Annotated in this window: 18 protein-coding genes; 13 read left to right on the top strand and 5 right to left on the bottom strand. The window is 63.3% G+C overall.

Annotation, left to right across the window (positions count from 1 at the left end):
• Positions 1 to 59: 59 nt before the first annotated feature.
• From ACO06F_RS14205 to ACO06F_RS14215, 3 genes are all read left to right on the top strand, one after another.
• Positions 60 to 908: a sulfotransferase family 2 domain-containing protein gene (locus ACO06F_RS14205; RefSeq protein ID WP_421693403.1), complete on the top strand. Its 849-nt coding sequence runs from the start codon at positions 60 to 62 to the stop codon at positions 906 to 908.
• Positions 909 to 1,019: 111 nt separating this feature from the next.
• Positions 1,020 to 2,768: a hypothetical protein gene (locus ACO06F_RS14210; RefSeq protein WP_421693404.1), complete on the top strand. Its 1,749-nt coding sequence runs from the start codon at positions 1,020 to 1,022 to the stop codon at positions 2,766 to 2,768.
• A gap of 75 nt (positions 2,769 to 2,843) precedes the next feature.
• A complete protein-coding gene (locus ACO06F_RS14215; protein WP_421693405.1) occupies positions 2,844 to 3,956 on the top strand; it encodes a metallophosphoesterase in 1,113 nt (370 codons plus the stop codon).
• A 12-nt stretch (positions 3,957 to 3,968) separates the two neighbouring features.
• Here the strand turns inward: ACO06F_RS14215 and ACO06F_RS14220 are convergent, their stop codons facing one another.
• Together ACO06F_RS14220 and ACO06F_RS14225 are read right to left on the bottom strand one after the other, a co-directional pair.
• Entirely contained in the window at positions 3,969 to 5,057 is a 1,089-nt protein-coding gene (locus tag ACO06F_RS14220) for a site-2 protease family protein (RefSeq protein ID WP_421693406.1), read from the bottom strand.
• A gap of 30 nt (positions 5,058 to 5,087) precedes the next feature.
• A complete protein-coding gene (locus ACO06F_RS14225; RefSeq protein ID WP_421693407.1) occupies positions 5,088 to 6,536 on the bottom strand; it encodes an amidase in 1,449 nt (482 codons plus the stop codon).
• 80 nt (positions 6,537 to 6,616) lie between these two features.
• Between ACO06F_RS14225 and ACO06F_RS14230 the strand changes: the two genes are divergently transcribed.
• From ACO06F_RS14230 to ACO06F_RS14265, 8 genes are all read left to right on the top strand, one after another.
• Complete coding sequence (locus ACO06F_RS14230; protein ID WP_421693408.1) at positions 6,617 to 7,360, top strand: SDR family oxidoreductase; 744 nt, start codon at positions 6,617 to 6,619, stop codon at positions 7,358 to 7,360.
• A gap of 152 nt (positions 7,361 to 7,512) precedes the next feature.
• Positions 7,513 to 8,607: an ABC transporter ATP-binding protein gene (locus tag ACO06F_RS14235; protein WP_421693409.1), complete on the top strand. Its 1,095-nt coding sequence runs from the start codon at positions 7,513 to 7,515 to the stop codon at positions 8,605 to 8,607.
• 2 nt (positions 8,608 to 8,609) lie between these two features.
• Entirely contained in the window at positions 8,610 to 9,533 is a 924-nt protein-coding gene (locus ACO06F_RS14240; RefSeq protein ID WP_421693410.1) for an ABC transporter permease, read from the top strand.
• Positions 9,526 to 10,326 carry an ABC transporter permease gene (locus ACO06F_RS14245; RefSeq protein ID WP_421693411.1) on the top strand — a complete coding sequence of 267 codons (801 nt, stop codon included), beginning with the start codon at positions 9,526 to 9,528 and terminating at the stop codon, positions 10,324 to 10,326. Before ACO06F_RS14240 ends, ACO06F_RS14245 begins: the two co-directional genes overlap by 8 nt.
• Before the next feature lie 23 nt (positions 10,327 to 10,349).
• Positions 10,350 to 11,387: an extracellular solute-binding protein gene (locus ACO06F_RS14250; RefSeq protein WP_421693412.1), complete on the top strand. Its 1,038-nt coding sequence runs from the start codon at positions 10,350 to 10,352 to the stop codon at positions 11,385 to 11,387.
• Between the two features lie 60 nt (positions 11,388 to 11,447).
• Positions 11,448 to 12,653 (top strand): serine hydrolase domain-containing protein, encoded by a 1,206-nt coding sequence (locus ACO06F_RS14255; RefSeq protein WP_421693413.1) that lies wholly within the window; start codon positions 11,448 to 11,450, stop codon positions 12,651 to 12,653.
• Entirely contained in the window at positions 12,650 to 13,294 is a 645-nt protein-coding gene (locus ACO06F_RS14260) for an alpha/beta hydrolase (protein WP_421693414.1), read from the top strand. The genes ACO06F_RS14255 and ACO06F_RS14260 overlap by 4 nt, the downstream gene beginning before the upstream one ends.
• Before the next feature lie 59 nt (positions 13,295 to 13,353).
• The gene (locus ACO06F_RS14265) at positions 13,354 to 14,469 is read left to right on the top strand and encodes a PQQ-dependent sugar dehydrogenase (protein WP_421693415.1); all 1,116 of its coding nucleotides are present in this window, start codon (positions 13,354 to 13,356) and stop codon (positions 14,467 to 14,469) included.
• On the opposite strand, the gene hutU is transcribed toward ACO06F_RS14265, so the two are convergent.
• From hutU to hutI, 3 genes are read right to left on the bottom strand one after another with little or no spacing between them, the layout of a single operon-like run.
• Entirely contained in the window at positions 14,459 to 16,129 is a 1,671-nt protein-coding gene (gene hutU / locus ACO06F_RS14270) for a urocanate hydratase (RefSeq protein WP_421693416.1), read from the bottom strand. The two genes, ACO06F_RS14265 and hutU, sit on opposite strands and share 11 nt — an antisense overlap.
• A gap of 9 nt (positions 16,130 to 16,138) precedes the next feature.
• Positions 16,139 to 16,870, bottom strand: coding sequence for a histidine utilization repressor (gene hutC / locus ACO06F_RS14275; protein ID WP_421693417.1), 732 nt, complete (start codon positions 16,868 to 16,870; stop codon positions 16,139 to 16,141).
• Positions 16,870 to 18,060: an imidazolonepropionase gene (hutI, locus tag ACO06F_RS14280; RefSeq protein ID WP_421693418.1), complete on the bottom strand. Its 1,191-nt coding sequence runs from the start codon at positions 18,058 to 18,060 to the stop codon at positions 16,870 to 16,872. The genes hutC and hutI overlap by 1 nt, the downstream gene beginning before the upstream one ends.
• 47 nt (positions 18,061 to 18,107) lie before the next feature.
• On the opposite strand from hutI, the gene ACO06F_RS14285 reads away from it, so the two are divergent.
• A complete protein-coding gene (locus ACO06F_RS14285; protein WP_421693419.1) occupies positions 18,108 to 19,478 on the top strand; it encodes a formimidoylglutamate deiminase in 1,371 nt (456 codons plus the stop codon).
• Positions 19,475 to 21,007: a histidine ammonia-lyase gene (gene hutH, locus ACO06F_RS14290; protein WP_421693420.1), complete on the top strand. Its 1,533-nt coding sequence runs from the start codon at positions 19,475 to 19,477 to the stop codon at positions 21,005 to 21,007. Before ACO06F_RS14285 ends, hutH begins: the two co-directional genes overlap by 4 nt.
• Positions 21,008 to 21,051: the final 44 nt, after the last annotated feature.

Genomic DNA, 21,051 nt, shown 5'->3' on the forward strand with positions numbered 1-21,051 from the left:
AGGCTTGCCTCCGGCTCCAAAGTGCAGCAATCGTAATCGGCAGAGCTGGGAGTTAAGTGATGGCAAGGAATGCCCCCTCATTGGACGTGGAACTGGGGACAAAATCCTCCACGGCCGGGGATGAGCATCTGCCCAAGGCCTCGGCGGCCACGCGGATCGCCAAGAAGCTCGGCCTCACGGATGCGCGGGCCTTGCTGATCCGCCGTGAATTGGAGCGCGCGCTTCCCGGCACGGCAATCGACAAGACCACGGTCAAGCGCCTCGCGGTGTTTCCAAAGCTCGGCGTGGTTTATAACCGCATCCAAAAGAACGCCAACACCACCACCATGCTTCTGCTCGACAGTCTCGAAGTGGGGAAGGTGCGGAGCATTCCGGAGTCCAAGGGGCAGCACCTGCTGTTCTATCGTGCGTGGCTCACCGGGCGCTTCTCGCTGGCTCAGGCGCGCTACATGGTGGTCGTCCGCTCGCCCTATTCCCGGGCGCTCTCGTCCTTCCTGTTCAAGTTCGAGTTCTTCGGCGACGTGGCCATGCGCCGCTATGGCCAGACGTTCAACATCTCGCCTGCAGGCTTCGAAGATTTCCTGCGCTGGCTGCGGGACGGCGCCCTCGGGCGTGATCTGCACTGGGACCTGCAACTCAACTCCCTTGCCCTGCCGGTGGGTGTCTTCACCGACATCATCCACATGGAACGCTACGAAGCGGACATGCGGCAGTTTCTGGCGCAAGTCCCGCACGTGTCCGACCAGGCGGCCGCCCGCCTTGACTTTGCGGCACTCCGAAAAATCGGCTCACCCCATGCCACCCGCGCCCAGGACAAGCGGGGGGATTACTTCACCCCTGCCGCGCGTGCTTTGGTTTCAGAGATTTTTGCCAGGGATTTCGAGGCCTTCGGCTATGCGCCGGACTAAAGCTGAGAATTCTTTGCGGCTCACTGCAACAAATTTTAACATTCTGATGAAGGACGTGCGACTGCTGATCCGCTAAATCGAAGCGCTGCAGGACAAGGGCGCGCAGCGGTGTTGAAGAGACGCGTAACCAAGAAGAAGTTCATCAGGCAATCCCTCACCTCCGAAGGCTTCTTCAAGGCCCTCAACGAAGCGGGCGCGCGCTATGTGCTGCTCCGCTGGTGGAAAGACTTCCCGCACATCGAGAAAGGTGAGGATTTCGATATCCTCATCCACAGTGACGATTATTTGCTGATCGAACCCATGCTCACCTCCAAACGCGGTGGCCAGCGCGCGGATGTCTACCTGCATGATCAGCCGGGCGGCAACAGCCCCAAGAAGCTCGCCTATTTTCCGCTGGCCCTGGCGGCAGAGATTCTGGCCGGGCGCAGGTTGTGGCGTGACGCAGTCTATGTTCCCTCGCCCCGGAGTTATTTTGCTTCGCTGGCCTACCACGCGCTCTACCACAAGGGCCACACGGGCGGCATCATGGTCCCACCGGATGGGACAGTGGCTGCAGGCGCGCTCGAGCATGACTACCGGGCAGAGCTCGCTCTGGCGGCAGCGGAGGCAGGATTATCGCTCCCCATTACGGCCGACAGTCTCCACGGCTGGCTCACGGAGAATGGATTTGCTCCGCCACTCGACATGCTGGGCAAGCTTGCCGGCAAGCGGCCGGAGCTTGTGCGCTTTGCCGGGCTGCCCTCCTTTGAGGAGATCCGGCTCACCGGCGAACTCGTCCTCTTCGCCGTGCGTCACGCGGGCGGAATGGACCGCGCCTTCCTGCGCGACGCCGTAAACCTTCTGCAGGCGGCACGGCTCGAAGTGCTGGAGGTCTATACGCTGACCGATGCGGAAGTGCGCGCGGTCAGCGCGCTGCGTGGGGGCAATTGGGGCAAGGGTCCCTATTGGGCGTCCGCCGGCAAGCCGCACAGCTTCATCATCTGCTATGACTGGTACCCGAAGCAGGCGGTTCCAGGTCAGGCCCATGCGCTGCTGCTCAACCGCAACGTGGCGGAGCTGAAGGATCAGGTCCGCAAGCTCTTCAACAAGCGCCGGATGTTCTGGCGCCGCTGCAACCCCGTTCATTCGCCTGACAATGAGCGCGAGGCCTTCGAGTTCATCTCGCGCGCCAATCCCGAACTGCTGCAGCGCTGCACGGCCTGGGTGAAACAGCGCAGGGACCGCCTCGCCTCTTCGCAAGAGGTGCTGGAGGTGCTGTCCGAAGGCCGCAGGTCACGCACCGACCTCGTGCGCTTCGGCACGGGCAGGGCCATCCAGAAAACCTTCCGCTTCGGCTCTGAAGAGCTCTGCCGCAATGAAGTGCGCGCGCGGGAGCTGTTCGGCGGCAGCGTGTCGATGCCGGCCGTGCTGGAAAGGTCGCCCGGCCGCATCATCATGGAATATTTTCCGGAGACGGATTATCTTCACCCCGAAAGCCTCGGCCATGCCGAAAAGCAGAAGGTGGCACGCCTGCTTGTGGGCGCCGCCCATGCCTTCTGGAGCCGCGGCTTCTTCCACGGGGATTTCGGCCCGCGCAACATTCTGGTGACGAAGGCGGGAGACATCCGCATCATCGATTTCGAATTCCTCCAGCCCTACCAGGGTGTCAAGCCGCAGTTCGAGCGTGCCTATGAATTCGAAGGTGTTCCGCAGCACGCCTCCTATGCGCGCCCGGTGAGCGAGCTCAGCAAATCCGTGCGCTATCATCACAACTGGACATCGATGCCCTTCGACGAATATTTCCGCCCCGCCATCAATGAAATTGTGAACGCGGTTCCTGTGTCAACTTACAAGCGCACGAGAATACGTGCAGTGGGTTGAATGCGTTTTTCGGGTTGCCTCCGGCTCTCTCCTGTGCGGTAAACGGCTCCACGGAAACGGCCAGGGAAAAGCGTGGTGTATCGGGAAGCCATTCTCGCAACAGGGCTGTTCATCGCCGGTGCGATTGTTCAGGGGCCGGTCAAGGATTCGCCGCTGCTGCTCAGGGCCTGCAAGGACGTGGGTCCCGCGTCCGGCACGGCACCTTTCGAACAGCAGCCCGGGCGCTTCACGCTTGCCGTCATTCCTGACACGCAGCAATATTGTCAGGACTGGTCTGCCATGCCCTTCACATGGCCGCGCATCCGCAACCCTTATCTCGAGCAGGCGGTGGCGTGGATCATCCGCCACCGCGAAGACACCAACACGGTGTTCGTTTCCCATCTGGGCGATATGGTGGACAGGAATGCGCCGTCGCGCTGGACTGTCGTGAGGTCCTCCTTTGACGCGATCCTGAATGCCGGCATTCCCTTGGGCATTGATGCCGGCAACCATGACATGGAGGCAAGCCGCGGCACGGCAGAGCTGTTTCAGGAATACTTTCCGGAATCGAAATTCAAGGACTATACCTGGTATGGCGGCTCCTTCCCACAGGAAGGGGCAAAGCCCAACACATCCGGCAACAATGTGAACAGCTATCAGCTGATCACCGCAGGCCAGCATGACATTCTCCTGCTGCATCTCGAATGCAATGCGCCGGACAATGTGGTGGCCTGGGCGGATGACGTTCTGAAGCAGCATGCCGGCCGCATGGCCGTCGTCATCACCCACATGTGGCTGGGCCCTGTGGAGCGTCCGGTGGGGGATCAGGATTTTACGGATGCCCCCAAGGGCCGCATGGGCTGGGTCAAGTGCCATGGCGCTGAGGGCAACACGTCCGAAGCCCTGTGGCAGAAACTCGTTCGCAAGCATGGCAACATCGCGCTCGTCCTCTCAGGCGACCAGAGCCAGACGGAAACCATGGCGCTGAGCTCCAGGGGCGATGCCGGAAACACCGTCCACCAGCTGATGATCGATCACGGCAGCGGCCGCTACCTGCAGCTTCTCAACTTCGATCTCGATCAGGGGAAGGTCGATGTGGTGACCTGGGATGTGCTGAAGGGCGAGCGCCTGATGGGAACCCCGCGCGTGCCGGATCCCGCACAGTGGCAGTTCAGCCTGCCCATCGACATCCGCCTTCCCAGCAGCTGAACCCGCCGTTCGCTAGCGCCTGCGGAAGCGCCAGCCCGGCTGCACGCTTTCCACCATCATCATCTCGCCGATATTCTCACGGGTGAGGATGCCGGCCACGCGGCCTGCGGCATCCGCCACCACCTCCGCCGTGACGCCGCGGCTTCGCATTCGGGCCAAAGCGGCGGCGAGTGGTTCATGCAATTGCAGCGGCTCGGAGGCGCGCATCGCCTCGTTCACGGCCACCGCAGCACCCTGGTCCCGCAAGGCCAGGATCATCTGATCCCGGTCCAGAATGCCGGCAATCTGGCCGTCCCCGTCCAGCACGGGAAATTCCTTCTGCGGGGAGGAGAGCAGCGCATCCACAGCGGCGGACAAGGGCTGCGCGGTGGTGAGCAGGATGGGGGAGGGCTCCATGGCATCCATCACGGTCAGACGCGCGGCAAAGCCCGAGAAGGCAGCTTGCTGCTGCTCCGCCGTGGCTGCAAAATAGATGAAAATTCCGACGAACATCAGGATCGGGTTGTAGAACAGCCCAAGCGCGAAGAAGAGCATGGCGAAGCCCTGCCCAATGCGGGCGGCCAGGGCGGTGGCGCGCGCAGGCCCCATCTTCATCGCCAGCAGGGCGCGCAGAACGCGGCCTCCGTCCATCGGGAAGGCCGGGATCAGGTTGAAGAGGACCAGCGTCACATTCACCAGCAGCAGCCGTTCGGCAAGGGTTGCCTGGTCGAAATCGAGCGAGGCAAGGAGGCCGGGGCTGAGGCCGATTGCCGCCACCAGCACAAGCGCAATCACCACGTTGACGAGGGGGCCGGCAATGGCCACCAGAAGTTCCTGGGCGGGCTTCTCCGGCATGCGCTCCATGCTGGCAATGCCCCCGATGGGGGAGAGGATGACTTGCGGCGTGCGGATGCCGAACCGCCGCCCCATCATTATATGGCCGAACTCATGCAGCGTGACGCAAAGGAACACAAGCAGCAGAAAAACGATGGAATCCAGGGCAGCGGCGGGCCCGCCCGCCATGTAGTCGGCAATGCCGATCCAGGCGAGGAAGATCAGGAAGGTGAAATGGAGCCTGACGTCGGTTCCCGCAATCCTGCCAATGGTGAGTGACCAGCCCATGAAGCCTAGATAGGTATCTTTTCCGGTCTTTCAAGGGCCGGAGTCAATTTTTGGACGATTTTCCGGTTTTGTGTACCAGCCGCCGAGGGCCTGCTCATAGGCCAGCGCAGCGCGGAATACGGTTTCATCATCCCAGGTCCGCCCGACGATCTGGATTCCCGTCGGCACCTTCGTTCCGGCGTGTCCCGAGGGCACTGAAAGCACCGGGCAATTGTGCAGCATGTTGAACTGGTGGGTCATCACCCAGCCGAATTCCGGGTCCGCCTTTTTGCCTGCCACGGTGAAATCGGGGTCCCACGGGTCATGCTCCGCCCGCACTGACGGGGCATTGTTGGTGGGGCAGATCAGCAGATCATGGGCGGCCAGCACCGGGCCCAGGCTCTGGTACATTCGGTGCGCCTGTTCCCAGGGCTTGTGGGCGTCATCCGCCGTGGTGGCCTCCTGCGCCACTTTCGCGAAGGCGATGGCATAATCCGTCATCAGCGCTTCGCTCTCCTTCAGGTGCCAGATGGTCTGGCGGCCGAAGTGCATGAGATTATACCAGTGGAGGCCATTGCGTTCGACCTCCCCCGTCCAGCCGAGGTCCACCTCTTCCACCACGGCACCAAGGCTGCGGAACACCTCAAGGGCGGCCAGCGTGTTCCGGCGCACGTCGTCCTCAAGGGGCACGTAGCCGAAGTCCAGCGAATAGGCGATTTTCATGCCCTTGATCGATCCGGGTTCCAGGCCAAGCGTCACCTTGTCCTGAAGCGAGTCATGGTCCAGCGGGTGGGGGCCCGAGGTCACGTTCTGCATCAGCGCCGCATCGGCCACGCTGCGGGTCAGCGGGCCGCAATGGTTGAAGCGGTCGAAATTGGCAGGCGGACCATCCGGGTTGCGGCCATGCGGCGGCTTGTAGCCCACAACACCGCAAGCCCCGGCGGGAATGCGGATCGAACCTCCGATATCGGTTCCGGTGGCGAGCGTTGCAATCCCCGCCGCCAGGGCTGCACCGGAGCCTCCGGAGGATCCGCCCGGCCCCCACTCGGTGTTCCACGGATTGCGCGTCACCCCCCAAATGCGGGAGGCGGTGATGCCGGAGAGGCAGAATTCCGGCGTGGTGGTGCGGGCGAGAATAATGGCGCCCGCCTGCTGCAGCCGTTCGATCATCGGGTCCGAATGGTCATCCACCCAGTCCTTGAAGATGAGCGAGCCTTGCGTGGTGCGCTTGCCCGCCACGCGCTGGGCGTCCTTCACCGCCAGGGGAATGCCGTCGAGGGGCAGGGTTTCCGCATCGCGCGCCATGTAGCGCGCCTCGGAGCGCCGTGCCTGTTCGAGGGCTTCGTCGAAATAGCGGTCCGCCAGGCAGTTGATGGCGGGGTTCACGCGCTCGGCGCGCGCAATCAGCGCCTGGACGAGGTCCACGGGCGATAGTTTCCGGCCCTTGAAAAGCGCAAGGGCCTTTGTGGCCGGCAGGTAGCAGATATCCGTGGCAGTCATGTTTCGTTACTCATGGACAAGGCTCGTTCCGAAGCGGTAATTGGGGCCCCCAGTAGAACAGCTTAACGGGAGAGAAGTCCATGGCCGGAAGGCTTGCAGGTAAGACCGCGATCGTCACGTCAGCAGGCCAGGGGATCGGGCGTGCCTCCGCCATCTGCCTGGCGAAGGAGGGCGCCAAGGTCTGGGCCACCGACATCAATGCCGAAGCCCTGCAGTCCCTCGCCGCGGAACAGGCGGGAATCGAAACCTTCACGCTCGATGTGCTGAAGCAGGAAGCGGTCGATGCCGCGGCGGCGCGTGTGGGAACGCCTGACATCCTGTTCAACTGCTCGGGCTATGTTCACGCCGGCACCATCATGGAGACCGATGACAAGGCGTGGGACTTCTCCTTCGATCTCAACGTCAAGGCGCATTACCGGATGATCAAGGCTTTCATGCCGGGCTGGCTCGCCCGCGGGAATGGCGTCGTGGTCAACATGGCCTCCGCCGCCTCCTCCATCAAGGGCGTGCCGAACCGCTTCGTCTATGGTGCCACCAAGGCGGCCGTCATCGGCATGACCAAGGCATTGGCCGCGGACTACACCTCGAAGGGCATCCGCGTGAACGCCATCTGCCCGGGCACGGTCGACAGCCCGTCGCTCATGGACAGGCTGAAGGCCACGGGCGATTTCGAGGGGGCGAAAAATGCCTTCATCTCCCGCCAGCCCATGGGCCGCATGGCCCGTGCCGATGAAATCGGCATGCTGGTGGTTTATCTCGCAAGCGATGAGGCAGCCTTCATCACCGGACAGACTTTCGTGATCGACGGTGGCTGGTCGATCTGAGTAATCTCGGAGCCCGTGGGGCAGCGCTGCCGGTCCGGCGCTGCCCTTCTCCTGCGTCAACTTCGCCGTGCCAATGCAACCCATTGGCAAGCTGGCGGCGGTGGGCATAGGATGCGGGCAACAACCGGCGAAAGATCCGGGGGAGGATTATCTTGGGCTCAGGCCAGACCGCCATTGAGGCGAAAGGCGTCACCAAACTATTTCAAGGGTCGGGGCAGGATGCCGTCAAGGCTCTCGACAATGTTTCGGTATCGATCCGCGAAAATGAGTTCTTCACGCTGCTGGGCCCCTCGGGCTGTGGCAAGACCACGCTGCTCCGGCTGATTGCCGGCTTCGATTTCCCCACCGAAGGCGAAATCCTCCTCTACGGCGAAAACATTGCGCCGCTGCCGCCCTACAAGCGGCCCGTCAACACCGTGTTCCAGAGCTACGCGCTGTTTCCCCACATGACGGTTGCCCAGAACATCGGCTTCGGGCTCGAGATGCTGGGAAAGCCCAAAGCCGAAATCGACAAGCGCGTGACCCAGATGCTGCAGCTCGTGCGCATGGAGGAATTGAGGAACCGCCGCACCAGCCAGATTTCAGGCGGCCAGCAACAGCGCGTGGCACTGGCCCGGGCACTGGCTCCGCAGCCCAAGGTGCTGCTGCTGGACGAGCCGCTCTCGGCCCTCGATGCGAAGCTCCGCAAGGACATGCAGATCGAGCTGAAGCGCCTGCAGCACCAGACGGGCATCACCTTCATCTTCGTGACGCATGACCAGGAAGAAGCGCTCACCATGTCAGACCGCATCGCGGTGATGAGCAAGGGCCGCATCCTGCAGATCGGCTCCCCGCGCGAGATCTATGACAGGCCGTCGGAACGCTTCGTCGCCAATTTCATCGGCGAGACCAATTTCCTTGAGGGGACTGTCGTTTCAGCGGGCAGTGGTACGGCAAAGGTGAGGCTGGACCAGGGCGCGGTGCTGGACGCAGCGCTTCCCAAGGATCACGTGCCTTCAGGCAAGGTCACAGTCATGCTCCGCCCCGAACATACGCGGCTTGCCGCCGCCGGAGCAGGCCTTCTCGATGGCGTTCTGAAGAACATCGTCTATTTCGGCACGGACACGCATTACCATGTGCTCCTCGAAGGCGGCGCCCAGATCATGGTGCGCCAGCAGAACAGCGGCAATGGCCCCGAGGCCCATGCCGAGGGCGAGAAGGTCGGCCTGGTGATTGCCGCCGGCACCGCCCAGGTCCTGAGGGATTGAGCATGAGTGTGGGACAAGCGGCAGCCGGCAAGGCCCAGCGCGACAACATCCGCAGCCGGTGGCTTCTTTCGGCCCCGGCGCTTCTCATCATCTTCTTCGCTGCCATCGGGCCGCTCGCCATCGTGGTGCTCTATTCCTTCATGGTGAAGGGCGACTACGGTGACGTGAAATACTGGCAGTTCTCGAGCGACGGCTGGTTCAACGTGGTGTTCGAGCGTGACATGTTCGATGACACGCTGGGCTTTGCCTGGGCCAATCTCTCGATCTTCTGGCGCTCACTGAAGCTTGCGTGCATCACCACGGTGATCACGCTGTTCCTCGGCTTCCCCACGGCCTATTTCATCGCGACCAGGGCCCCCGGCCGCCGCGACATCTGGCTGTTCCTCATCACCATCCCGTTCTGGACCAATATCCTGATCCGGACCTTCGCCATGCAGGAGGTGGTGCGCAATGAGGGTATCATCAACTCCGCACTCCTCGGACTGGGGCTGATCGACAAGCCGATCCAGATCATGTTCACGGACTGGGCCATTCTCTTCGGCATGGTCTATGTTTATCTGCCGCTCATGGTGCTTCCGCTTTATGCCTCTCTCGAGAAGCTGGATTTCAGGCTGGTGGAGGCGGGCTATGATCTTTACGCAAATCGCCTGCAGGTGCTGTGGCGGGTCATCATCCCGCTGGTGAAGCCGGGCATCATCGCAGGGTCCATTCTGGTGCTCATCCCCTCGCTCGGTGCCTATGTGATCCCGCGCGTGCTGGGCGGCGGCAAGAACATGATGCTGGGCAATCTGATCGAGCTGCAATTCGGCCAGGGACGCAATTGGCCGCTTGGCTCCGCCTTGTCCATCACGCTGATGGTCATCGTGACTCTGGCGCTCCTCGTCTATGTGCGCAACACGGGGAAGTCTGGAGGCCATCATGTCTAGAGGCTTTTCCGTCATCGCGCAGCCGGGTTTTCCGTTTATCGCGCTGTTGTGTTTCGCGGTGCTTTATCTGCCAGTGGCGACACTCGTGTTCTATGCCTTCAATGCCGGGGTGAGTGTCGCCGTGTGGGAGGGCTTCTCCCTCCGCTGGTTCGAATCCGCCTGGCAGAACACGGCAGTGCAGGAGGCGACCATGCGGTCAGCCCTCATTGCGGTGGTCGCGGCGACGATCGCCACGGTGAGCGCCACCATGGCGGCGATCGCCACCACCCGCACAGCGCCCTACCGGGGGCTCACGCTCAAATATGCCTTCATCAACCAGCCGCTCATGGTGCCGGAGATCGTGACTGCCGTGGCACTCCTCATCGTGTTCTCGCGCATCAAGGTGTGGACGGGTTATTCGGGCTTGGGCTATCTGATCGCTGCGCATACGGCCTTCTGCATTCCCTTCGCCTACATGCCGATCAGGGCAAGGCTTGAAGGCATGGACCTGACGCTGGAGCGCGCGGCGGCCGATCTTTACGCGCCGCCCTGGGCTGCCTTCCGCCGGGTGACGCTGCCGCTCCTGTCGCCCGCGATCCTTGCCGGATTCATGCTGGCCTTCGTGATCTCGCTCGATGATGTGGTCATCACCGAATTCGTGAAATCCGCAGGACAGGAGACGCTGCCGACCTATATGCTGGGGCAGCTCAAACGCTCGGTGACGCCGGAGATCAACGCGATTTCGACGGTGTTCCTCGGCATATCCATTCTGCTGGTGACGGTGTTCTTCTTCATCAGCCGAAAGAAGACTTAAGGACGTTCAACAGGGAGAAAGTGATGACGATGAAAACCAAGACTTTGCTGGCCGCCGCCGCCATGGTGATGGCCATGGCAGCGCCCGCCTTCGCCGAAGGCGTGCTCAACATCTACAACTGGGGCAATTACACGAGCCCCGAGGTCGTCAAGAAGTTCGAAGAGAAGTATAACGTCAAGGTGTCGATCACCGACTACGACTCGAACGACACGGCACTGGCCAAGGTGCGCGCCGGCGGCCATGGCTTCGACATGGTTGTGCCCTCCGCCAACTTCATGCCGATCTGGATCAAGGAAGGCCTGCTGCTCGAGACGAGGCCCGACCAGATGGAGAACTTCAAGAATGTCGATCCGCGCTGGGTCGATGTCGAATATGACAAGGGCCGGCACTATTCGGTGCCGTGGCAGTGGGGCACGGTCGGTGTCTCCGTCAACACCAAGGCCTACAAGGGTGACGTCAACACCTGGGGCATTCTCTTCAACACGCCGGATGAGCTGAAGGGCAAGGTCAACGTCGTTCCGGAAATGACGGACGTGATCGATGCGGCCATCGTCTACAATGGCGGCACCCGCTGCACCACCGACAAGGAAGTGCTGAAGAAGGCGCGCGACACGCTGGTCGCTGCCAAACCCAATTGGGTTGCGATGGAATACTCCACCATCGAGAAGATGACGAAGAGCGACTATCTGGCGACGAGCGACTGGAATGGCTCTGCCCTTCGCCAGCGCCTGCAGAACCCGGACATCAAGTATGGCTATCCGAAGGAAGGCTTCACCATCTGGATGGACAATCTGTCCGTTCTGAAGGACGCCAAGAACGTCGAGAATGCCAAGCTGTTCCAGAACTTCGTGATGGACCCGGAGAACGCAGCAGGGCTTTCGGCCTTTGCGCGTTATGCCAACGGCATCGCGGGCTCCGACAAGTTCATGCCGGCCGACATGAAGGACGCGCCTGAGCTTTCCATTCCGGCCGACATGCAGAGCAAGGCAACCTTCGCCCTCGCCTGCCCGCCGGAAGCGGTCGAGTTCTACACCAGGATCTGGACCGACCTGATGAAGTAAGCCGCAGCAGCGGTCACGGAGGGAGGCTTCGGCCTCCCTTCTCTGTTTTGGAGAGAGCACATGACCTCCTACCGCAATTCGCAAACGCGCCCGCCCATCATGGAAGGTGCCCCGCCCGCCCTGGTTCCACCGCGGATGGAGTGGGACAGACCCCCGTGGAACCGCTGGAGTTTCCAGAACATCCGCCAGCTTCTGCCCACGGCGGAGGTTTGGCGCGGCAGCGGGCCAGTGCGGGGTCTAGAGCGCCGGGAGGAGGACCTCGACGGGCTGGAGGTCGACTCCGTCGCTGGCGGCAGGACCACGCTCGCCGGGCTTCTCGATGAGACGTATACGGATGGTTTCATCGTCCTGAAGGATGGTGCCGTGGTTCATGAGCGCTATTTCAACGGCATGACGCCGCACACGCTGCATCTCTCGCAGTCGGTGGCGAAGTCCGTCACCGCGGCGGCAGCAGGCGTGCTGGTGGGCAAGGGGCTGCTCGATGTCAATGCGCCTGTCACGACGTATATTCCGGAACTGAACGACACGGCCTATCGCGGCGCGCTGCTGCAGCATGTGCTGGACATGGCAAGCGGCGTCACCTTCGATGAGACCTATACGGATGCCTATTCCGATATCGGGCAGCTTGACGTTTCCTCGGGCTGGAAACCCGTGCCGCCGGGGGGTGACCCGTCCTTCCGCTGGCCGCGCCATGTGTTCGAACAGGTGCTGGGCCTTGGTAAGCTGGAATGCCGCCACGGCGACCGCTTCTCCTACCGCTCGATTGAAACCGAAGTCCTGGGCTTCTGCATGGAACGCGCCACGGGAAAACGCCTGGCGCAGATCGTCTCCGATGAGCTGTGGCAGCCGATGGGGGCGGAAGAGAGCGCCAGTTTCACGGTCGATTCCGTGGGGAGTGCGCTGGCGGATGGCGGCTTCAACGCCTGTCTCAGGGATTATGCGCGGGTGGGGCTGCTCTATCTCGAAAATGGCGGCGGCGTCATTCCCGCCTCCTGGGTGGAGGCGACGCGCAACGGCAACCATGCGCATTTCGGGGCGCCCTATACGGTGTCTCTCCCGGAAGGCGCCTACAAAAACAAGTGGTGGATCGAAGACTCCGTGTCGCGCAGCCTTTATGCGCGCGGCGTGTTCGGCCAGATGATCTATGTGAACTGGGATTACGGGATGGTGGCGGTCAAGCTCTCAAGCTGGCCTGATTTCCTCAATCCGCATTTCAGCATCGTCACGCAGAAGGCGCTGCATGCGATCGGGAGGCATCTCTCATGAGCCTTGAGAATGTAATCGCGCGGCATGAACTCCGCCGCGCCGGCGCGCCGCCAGCGCGCGCCAAGGGCGTTGTGCTGCTGATCCATGGCCGGGGTGCCACGGCCGAGAGCATGCTGCCGCTGGCGGACGTCCTCGCCATGCCGGATCTCTGCTATCTGGCACCGCAGGCCGCGGGCCACAGCTGGTATCCGCAGAGCTTCATGGCGCCCACGGATGCCAATGAGCCCTACCTCACGCGCGCGCTGAACCGGGTGGCGGCCATCATCGGAGATATCACAGAGGCTGGAACGGAGGCCGCGCGGCTGGCCGTCATCGGCTTCAGCCAGGGCGCGTGCCTCACCAGCGAGACGGTGCTGCGGAACCCCGCTCCTTATGGGTTCATCGGCATCCTCAGCGGGGGTGCCATTGGCCCGCCCGGCACGCCGCGCGACTATGCAGGCTCGCTTGCAGGCGCTGGCGTTTTCCTCGGCTGTTCGGACCATGACCCGCATATTCCGCTGGGCCGCGTGCAGGAGACAACACAGCTGATGATCCGCATGGGGGCCCGTGTGACCGAGCGGATCTATCCCGGTGCCTCCCACACAATCAACGATGATGAGATTTCACATTTGCGTGCAGGGCTTTCAGCGCTGCCGATGTGAGGACCTTTTTGCCCGCCGCTGCGTAGGAGAGCTTTGGTTCAACGACTGAGGCTCTCTACATGAAACGCCGCCACCTGCTTGCCGCATTTGCAGCCTCCCTCTTGCCGCGCCCCGGCCTGGCGCAATCCACCAGCACAAGCTCCGGCAAGGCCAGCCTCAATGAGGTGGCGAAGGGGCTTGATCACCCCTGGTCCTTGGCCTTCCTGCCCAATGATCACATGCTTGTGACGGAGCGGCCCGGCAGGCTTCGCGTGGTCTCGCCAGAGGGCAGCCTGTCTAAACCCGTTTCGGGCGTTCCCGAGGTTGATGCGGTGGGGCAGGGTGGATTGTTGGATGTGGTGCTTCACCCGCAATTCGATACAACGCGGCTCATCTTCCTGTCCTTCGCCGAGCTGCGCGAAGGCGGCAATGGCTCCAGCGTGCTGCGGGCCAAGCTCTCCGATGACTATTCCAGCCTTGATGACGTGCAGGTGATCTTCCGCCAGCAGCCGGCGGGGCAGGGCGGCAACCATTTCGGATGCCGTCTTGCGTTTGACAAGCAAGGTGCTTTGTTCGTGACGCTGGGAGACCGCCTTCGCATGCGCACCTCTGTTCAGTCCACGGATAATCACATCGGCAAGATCATCCGCATCACCGAGGATGGCGGCGTTCCGGCGGATAATCCGAAGCCCTCCGGCTGGCTGCCGGAAATATGGTCCATCGGGCACCGCAACGTGCAAGGTGCTGCGGTCCACCCGGAAACAGGGGAGCTCTGGACGGTTGAACACGGGGCGCGCGGCGGCGATGAAGTGAACCGCCCGCAGGCCGGACGGAATTACGGTTGGCCCGTCATCTCCTTTGGCCGCGAATATTCCGGCGAGCGCATTGGCGAGGGCACGGCCAAGGCGGGGATGGAACAGCCCGTGCACTACTGGGACCCATCCATCGCGCCCTCCGGCATGGCCTTCTGCATGGGCAGCCGCTACCCGCAGTGGACCGGCAATCTCTTCGTGGGCGCGCTCGTCAAACAGCATCTTGCGCGGCTCGTGCTCGAAGGCGGCAAGGTGGTGGGTGAAGAGAAGCTCTTCGACGGCTACGCCCGCTTCCGCGACGTGCGGCAGGGACCGGACGGATACCTTTATGTGCTGACGGATGAAGGCGGGCCGGAGGGGCGGGTCCTGCGGGTTATGACGTGATCCCCGGCAGCTTCAGCCCCTGCTCCTTTGCGCATGCGATGGCGGTCTCGTAGCCTGCATCGGCGTGGCGCATGACGCCGGATGCCGGGTCGTTCCACAGCACGCGTTCGAGCCGGCGGGCGGCGTCATCCGTGCCGTCGGCCACGATCACCATGCCGGCATGCTGCGAATAGCCGATGCCAACGCCGCCGCCATGGTGGATCGACACCCATGTGGCGCCGCTTGCCGTGTTCAGCAGCGCATTGAGGAGCGGCCAGTCGGACACGGCGTCAGACCCGTCCAGCATCGCTTCCGTCTCGCGGTTGGGCGAGGCGACGGAGCCTGAGTCCAGATGGTCCCGGCCGATGACGATGGGCGCTTCGACTTCGCCGTTCCGGACCATTTCATTGAAGGCCAACCCCAAGCGGTGGCGCTGGCCCAGCCCCACCCAGCAGATGCGGGCAGGCAGGCCCTGGAAGGCAATGCGTTCGCGCGCCATGTCCAGCCAGTTGTGGAGATGCGGATCGTCAGGAATGAGTTCCTTGACGCGCTGATCGGTCTTGTAGATGTCCTCCGGGTTGCCCGAAAGTGCGGCCCAGCGGAAGGGTCCCACACCACGGCAGAACAGCGGACGGATGTAAGCAGGAACAAACCCCGGGAATTCGAAGGCGTTGGCGAGTCCCATTTCAAGCGCCATCTGGCGGATGTTGTTGCCATAGTCCAGGACCGGCACGCCCATGTGCCAATAGTCCAGCATGGCCTGAACATGGTCCTTCATCGAGGCCATGGCGGCGGCCTTCACGGCCTGCGGGTTGGAGACGCGCTTTTCCTCCCATTCGCTCAGAGACCATCCGGCGGGAAGGTAGCCGTTGATCGGGTCATGCGCCGAGGTCTGGTCCGTCACCGCGTCCGGCCTGATGCCGCGCTTCACGAAATCGGGCAGGAGCTCCGCGGCATTTCCGAGAAGGCCGACGCTGATGGGCTTTCCCGCCTTGTGCGAGCGGTCGATGATTTCCAGTGCCTCCTCGATGGTCGAGGCCTTGGTGTCGAGATAGCGGGTCTTCAAACGAAACTCGATGCGCGAGGGCTGGCATTCAATGGCAATCATCGAGGCGCCCGCCATGGTGGCGGCGAGCGGCTGCGCGCCGCCCATGCCGCCCAGGCCCGCCGTCAGGAACCATTTGCCCTTGAGGTTGCCGCCATAATGCTTGCGGCCCAGTTCGGCGAAGGTTTCGTAAGTGCCCTGCACGATTCCCTGCGTGCCGATATAGATCCAGGAGCCGGCCGTCATCTGGCCGTACATCATCAGCCCCTTCTTATCGAGCTCATTGAAATGGTCCCAGGTACCCCAATGCGGCACCAGGTTGGAATTGGCGATCAGCACGCGCGGCGCATCCTTGTGGGTGCGGAAGATGCCGACGGGCTTTCCGGATTGGACCAGCAGCGTTTCATCCTCCTCCAGCGAGCGGAGGCCCGCCACGATCTTGTCATAGGCATCCCAGTTGCGGGCCGCGCGGCCGATGCCGCCATAGACCACGAGCTCCTCAGGCCGCTCGGCTACGCCCGGATCCAGATTATTCATCAGCATACGGAGCGGTGCCTCGGTGAGCCATGATTTGGCTGAAAGCGTGGTGCCGGTGGGGGCCTTGATGACGCGCGTGTTGTCGCGGCGGTTATCCATGGGAAGCTCCTATTGAGAGAAGGTGCCGCGCGCCGTGGTGCGGTGGCGGCTGTAGAGGGCGTAGCGGCTGGCGGGGTAGGTGAGGGTCGCAACCGTTGCGACCTTGCCGCGGCTCCAGGAGCGGCGGTGAAGCGCGAGGCAGGGCTCCAATGCCGCAATGCTGAGGAGGCGCTGCTGCTCCGGCGTGGGAAGGGTCGCTTCGACCGTGTGCTCCAACTCATCGACGGGTGTGGCGGCCAGAAGTACGGCCGTGGGCGTCGTATCCGTGAAGTCACGTTCAAGGAAATCCGGCACGGCGAGGGGGTTCACGTAGCGGTCTTCCAGCTGCACGGGAACGGCGTTCTCCTCATGCACAATGACGATGTGGTAGAGGCGCTTCAGCGCGCGGTCTTCGAATTCTTCATTGAGCGCCGGGTTCGACTCGATCTCCGACTGGGAGATGACGCGGGCGGAATAGCGGTGGCCGCGCTGGGCGATTTCCTCCGCAATATTGCGCAGCTCCATGAGGCTCGAGAGGGCCGGGGCCTCGCGCACGAAGGTGCCCACGCCCGGCACGCGGGAGAGAAAGCCCTCGGACGTCAGTTCGCGGAGCGCGCGGTTCGCGGTCATGCGGCTGATGCGGAAGCTTTCCACCAGCTCATTCTCGGAGGGAACGCGGTGGCCCGCGGCCCAGGCGCCCGAGCGGATGTTGCCGAGGATGTGATCCTTGACCTTCGCATAGAGGGGAAGGGCTTCGCTCATCAGAGAAGCCCCCGCACGAGCTCGCCATTGTGGATGACGGCGGCGAGCGGGTTGAAGCCTAAGGGGTAAGCCAGGTCACCCGGCCGCGCCACATCCCACAAGACGAGGTCAGCCTTCTTGCCGGGCGCGATCACGCCGCGATCGGACAGGCCCAGTGCCCTGGCGGCATTGACGGTGACGCCGCGCAGCGCCTCCTCGGGTGTCAGCCCGAAGAGCACGCAGGCCATGTTCATGGTGGTGAGCAGCGAGTGGACGGGCGAGGTGCCGGGGTTCAAGTCTGTGGCGACCGCAATCGGAACGCCCGCCTGGCGCAGGGCTGCCACCGGCGGGACCTGGGTTTCGCGCAAGTAATAGAAGGCGCCCGGCAGCAGCACGGCGACCGTGCCGGAGGCGGCAATGGCATCAACCCCCGCCTGATCCAGATATTCGATGTGGTCGACGGAGAGGGCCCCGAAGGAGGCCGCGAGGGCGGAGCCGCCGAGGTTCGAGAGCTGCTCGGCATGAAGCTTCACCGGAAGACCGAGGGACTTCGCGGTCTCGAACACGCGGCGGGTTTCGGGGACGGAGAAGGCAATCCCCTCGCAGAAGGCATCAACCGCATCGGCGAGGCCAGTTTCTGCCACGGCGGGCATCACCACATTGCAGACGAGGTCCAGATAGGCCTGGCGGTCATCCTTGAATTCAGGTGGGAGCGCATGGGCGCCCAGATAGCTCGTCACCACATCGACAGGCCGCCACTGGCTGAGCTCCCGCGCGACGCGGAGCATCTTCATTTCCGTGTCCCGGTCCAGTCCATAGCCGGACTTGATCTCGATGGTGGTGACGCCTTCGGCCAGCAGCGCGTCCAGCCGCTTGCACGCCGATGCGGCGAGATCTGCCTCCGACTGGCTGCGCGTGGCCCGGACGGTTGCGGCAATGCCGCCGCCAGCCCTTGAAATCTCGGCATAGGAGATGCCCGTCAGCCGCTGCTCGAATTCATGTGCCCGGCTTCCGCCATGGACAAGATGGGTGTGGCAATCAATGAGGCCGGGGGTGAGGAGCATGCCCTGGCAGTCGGTTGCTTCGCCGGCAGGGGCATCGAGCCGGGGTCCGGCCCAGGCGATCCGGCCGTCTTCCACCAGGACCGCGGCATCCTCGATCAGGCCATAGCCGTCCGTCATGGTGGCGGCCTTGAGATTGGTGAGGAGCATGTGGGAAGCCTCTTGTATAAGGTTGTATATACAGTATAGTCCAGAGCATGCAAAGCACGAAATTGCACTTCGCCCAGGCGCTCACCCCCGATGGCTGGCGGGAGGGCGTTACCGTCACCGTGGGGCTCGATGGGATGATCGAAACCGTCGTGCAGGCGGCGAGCGGTGAAGGCGCCACGCAGATTTCGGGGATCGCCGTGCCGGCCATGCCCAATGTCCATTCTCACGCGCATCAGCGCTTCATGCTGGGGCTGGCCGAGCGGGCGGGGCCTGGGGTCGACAGTTTCTGGACCTGGCGGGAGGCCATGTATGGCTTCGCGCACAGGCTTTCCCCCGATGATCTCGAAGCCGTGGCCGCACAGCTTTATGTGGAGATGCTGAAGGCCGGGTTTTCCGTGGTGGGCGAGTTCCAGTATCTCCACCACCAGCCGGATGGGACGCCCTATTCGGACCCTGCGGAAATGAGCCTCCGCTGCCTCGCCGCGGCGGGACAGGCGGGGATCGGCATAACCATATTGCCCACGCTTTATGCCTTTGGCGGCTTCGGCGGGCAGACACCAGTTGAAGGCCAGCGCCGCTTCATCAATGATGCGGATGGTTTCCTCAACATCTTCGAAAGCCTGTCTATACAGGCTCGCGGGCATCTTCTCCGCCGCACGGGCATCTCGCCCCATTCCCTCCGGGCGGTGACGCCTGATCTTCTGGCGCGCGTGATCTCCGGCATTCCGGAGGATGCGCCCATCCATATTCATGTGGCCGAGCAGGTGAAGGAGGTGGAGGACTGCCTCGCCTTCTCCGGCCTGCGGCCGGTCCAGATGCTGCTGAGGGAATTCGCGCTTTCCAGCCGCTGGACGGCGATCCACGCCACCCACATGACAGCCCAGGAAACAGCCGGTCTCGCCCGGTCCGGCGCCATTGCCGGGCTTTGCCCCACCACCGAGGCCAATCTGGGGGACGGCATCTTCCCCGCGGTTTCCTACCTGCAGGAGGGCGGTGCCATTGCCATCGGCTCCGACAGCCACATCACCGTGTCGCCTGCGGAAGATCTGCGCATGTTGGAGTATTCCCAGCGCCTGCGGGACTTAACCCGCAATGCGCTGGCGGGCGGCCCCGGCCAGTCGACCGGCCGCCGCCTGTTCGAAGCGGCGCTGGGGGGCGGCGCCCAGTCCATGCGCCAGCCAGTTGGCGCCATTGCGCCAGGCTACCGCTTTGACATTGCCGTGCTCGATTCCGGGCACGCGCTCCTAGCCGGGCGGGAGGGTGATGCGGCACTCGACACATGGATCTTCTCCGGCGGCAATGCGCTGGTGAAGGACGTGTTCGTTGCCGGGGGACATGTGGTCAAGGACCGCCACCACGCACATGAAGAGACAATCGCGCGGAATTTCCGCAGCGCGCTGAGGAGGCTTGCCACATGATCGCCATCGGAGAACGGCCCATCAATCTGAAAGACGTGCGCGCGGCCCTTGCCGGGCCCATCACGGTTGCACTTTCGCCTCGCGCGCGGGATCTCATCGCGCGTTCGGCTGAAACGGTGAAGCGGCTGCTGGCCACGGGGGACGCGATCTATGGCGTCAACACCGGCTTCGGCAAGCTTGCAAAGACGCGCATTGCGGCGGGCGATCTCGACCGGCTGCAGATCAACATCGTGCGCTCGCATGCGGCGGGTGTGGGAGCACCTTTGAGCGAAGGCGTGACGCGCCTGATCCTGCTCCTGAAGCTCAACGCCCTGTCACAAGGGGCCTCCGGCATTTCGCTGATGGCGATGGATGCTCTGGCGGCGCTGATCAATGCTGACGTGCTGCCGGTCATTCCGGGCCAGGGTTCCGTCGGCGCTTCGGGTGACCTGGCTCCGCTCGCTCATATGAGCCTGGTGCTGATCGGCGAAGGCGAAGCCGTGATCCGGGGCCGCCGGATGGGTGGCGCGGAGGCGCTGCGCGAGGCAGGTGTGGCACCCGTGGCGCTTGGCCCCAAGGAAGGGCTGGCACTTCTGAACGGCACGCAGGTTTCAACCGCCCTTGCACTCTCGGGCCTCATCGCCGCGGAGCGCAATGCGGAAGCGGCGATCCTCGCGGGCGCGATGTCAGTTGATGCCGTGATGGGGTCCGACACGCCGTTCGACCCGCGCATCCATGCGCTGCGGCCGCACCCCGGCCAGCAGCTGAGTGCGGGGCATTACCGCCGCCTGCTGAAGGGCAGCGGGATTCGCGCCTCCCACCTCGAGGATGACGACCGCGTGCAGGACCCCTATTCCTTCCGCTGCCAGCCACAGGTGATGGGCGCCTGCCTGGACCTGCTCGCCAATGCGGCGCGCACGCTGGTGATCGAGGCCAATGCGGTCTCTGACAATCCGCTCGTCTTCGCGGAAGACGGCGCCGTGCTCTCCGGCGGCAATTTCCATGCGGAGCCCGTGGCCTTCGCGGCGGATATCATTGCCATGGCCGTGGCGGAGATGGGCTCATTGAGCGAGCGGCGCATAGCAGCGCTGATCGACAGTTCGATTTCGCTACTGCCGCCTTTTCTCATCCGCAACCCCGGCCTCAACTCCGGTTTCATGATCCCGCAATGCACAGCAGCAGCGCTGATGAGCGAGAACAAGCAGATGTCGCATCCGGCCTCGGTCGATTCGGCGCCGACCTCCGCCAATCAGGAAGACCATGTGTCCATGGCCACCCATGGCGCGCGCCGGCTGGGGCCGATGAATGCAAATCTCGCACGGATCATCGCCATCGAGCTGATGGCCGCCGCCGAGGGCATCGACTTCCGCCGCCCGCTTGCAACCTCAGGCCTGCTCGAAGAGGCCCATGCGCTGGTCCGGTCGCGCGCTGCGAAACGGGATGAGGACCGGGAGTTCTCGACCGACACGGAAGCCGTTGCCACGCTCGTTGAACACGGCAGCTTTGCGCGCTTCGTGCCCGATCTTCTCAGCGAGCTCGGCTGCAGGTAAGTGTGGCGCAAGGCGTATGCCACGCCGATGAATTGGGATTGCCA

The sequence above is a fragment of the Aestuariivirga sp. genome, assembly GCF_965227715.1.
In the GTDB taxonomy this organism is placed as follows: Bacteria; Pseudomonadota; Alphaproteobacteria; order Rhizobiales; family Aestuariivirgaceae; genus Aestuariivirga.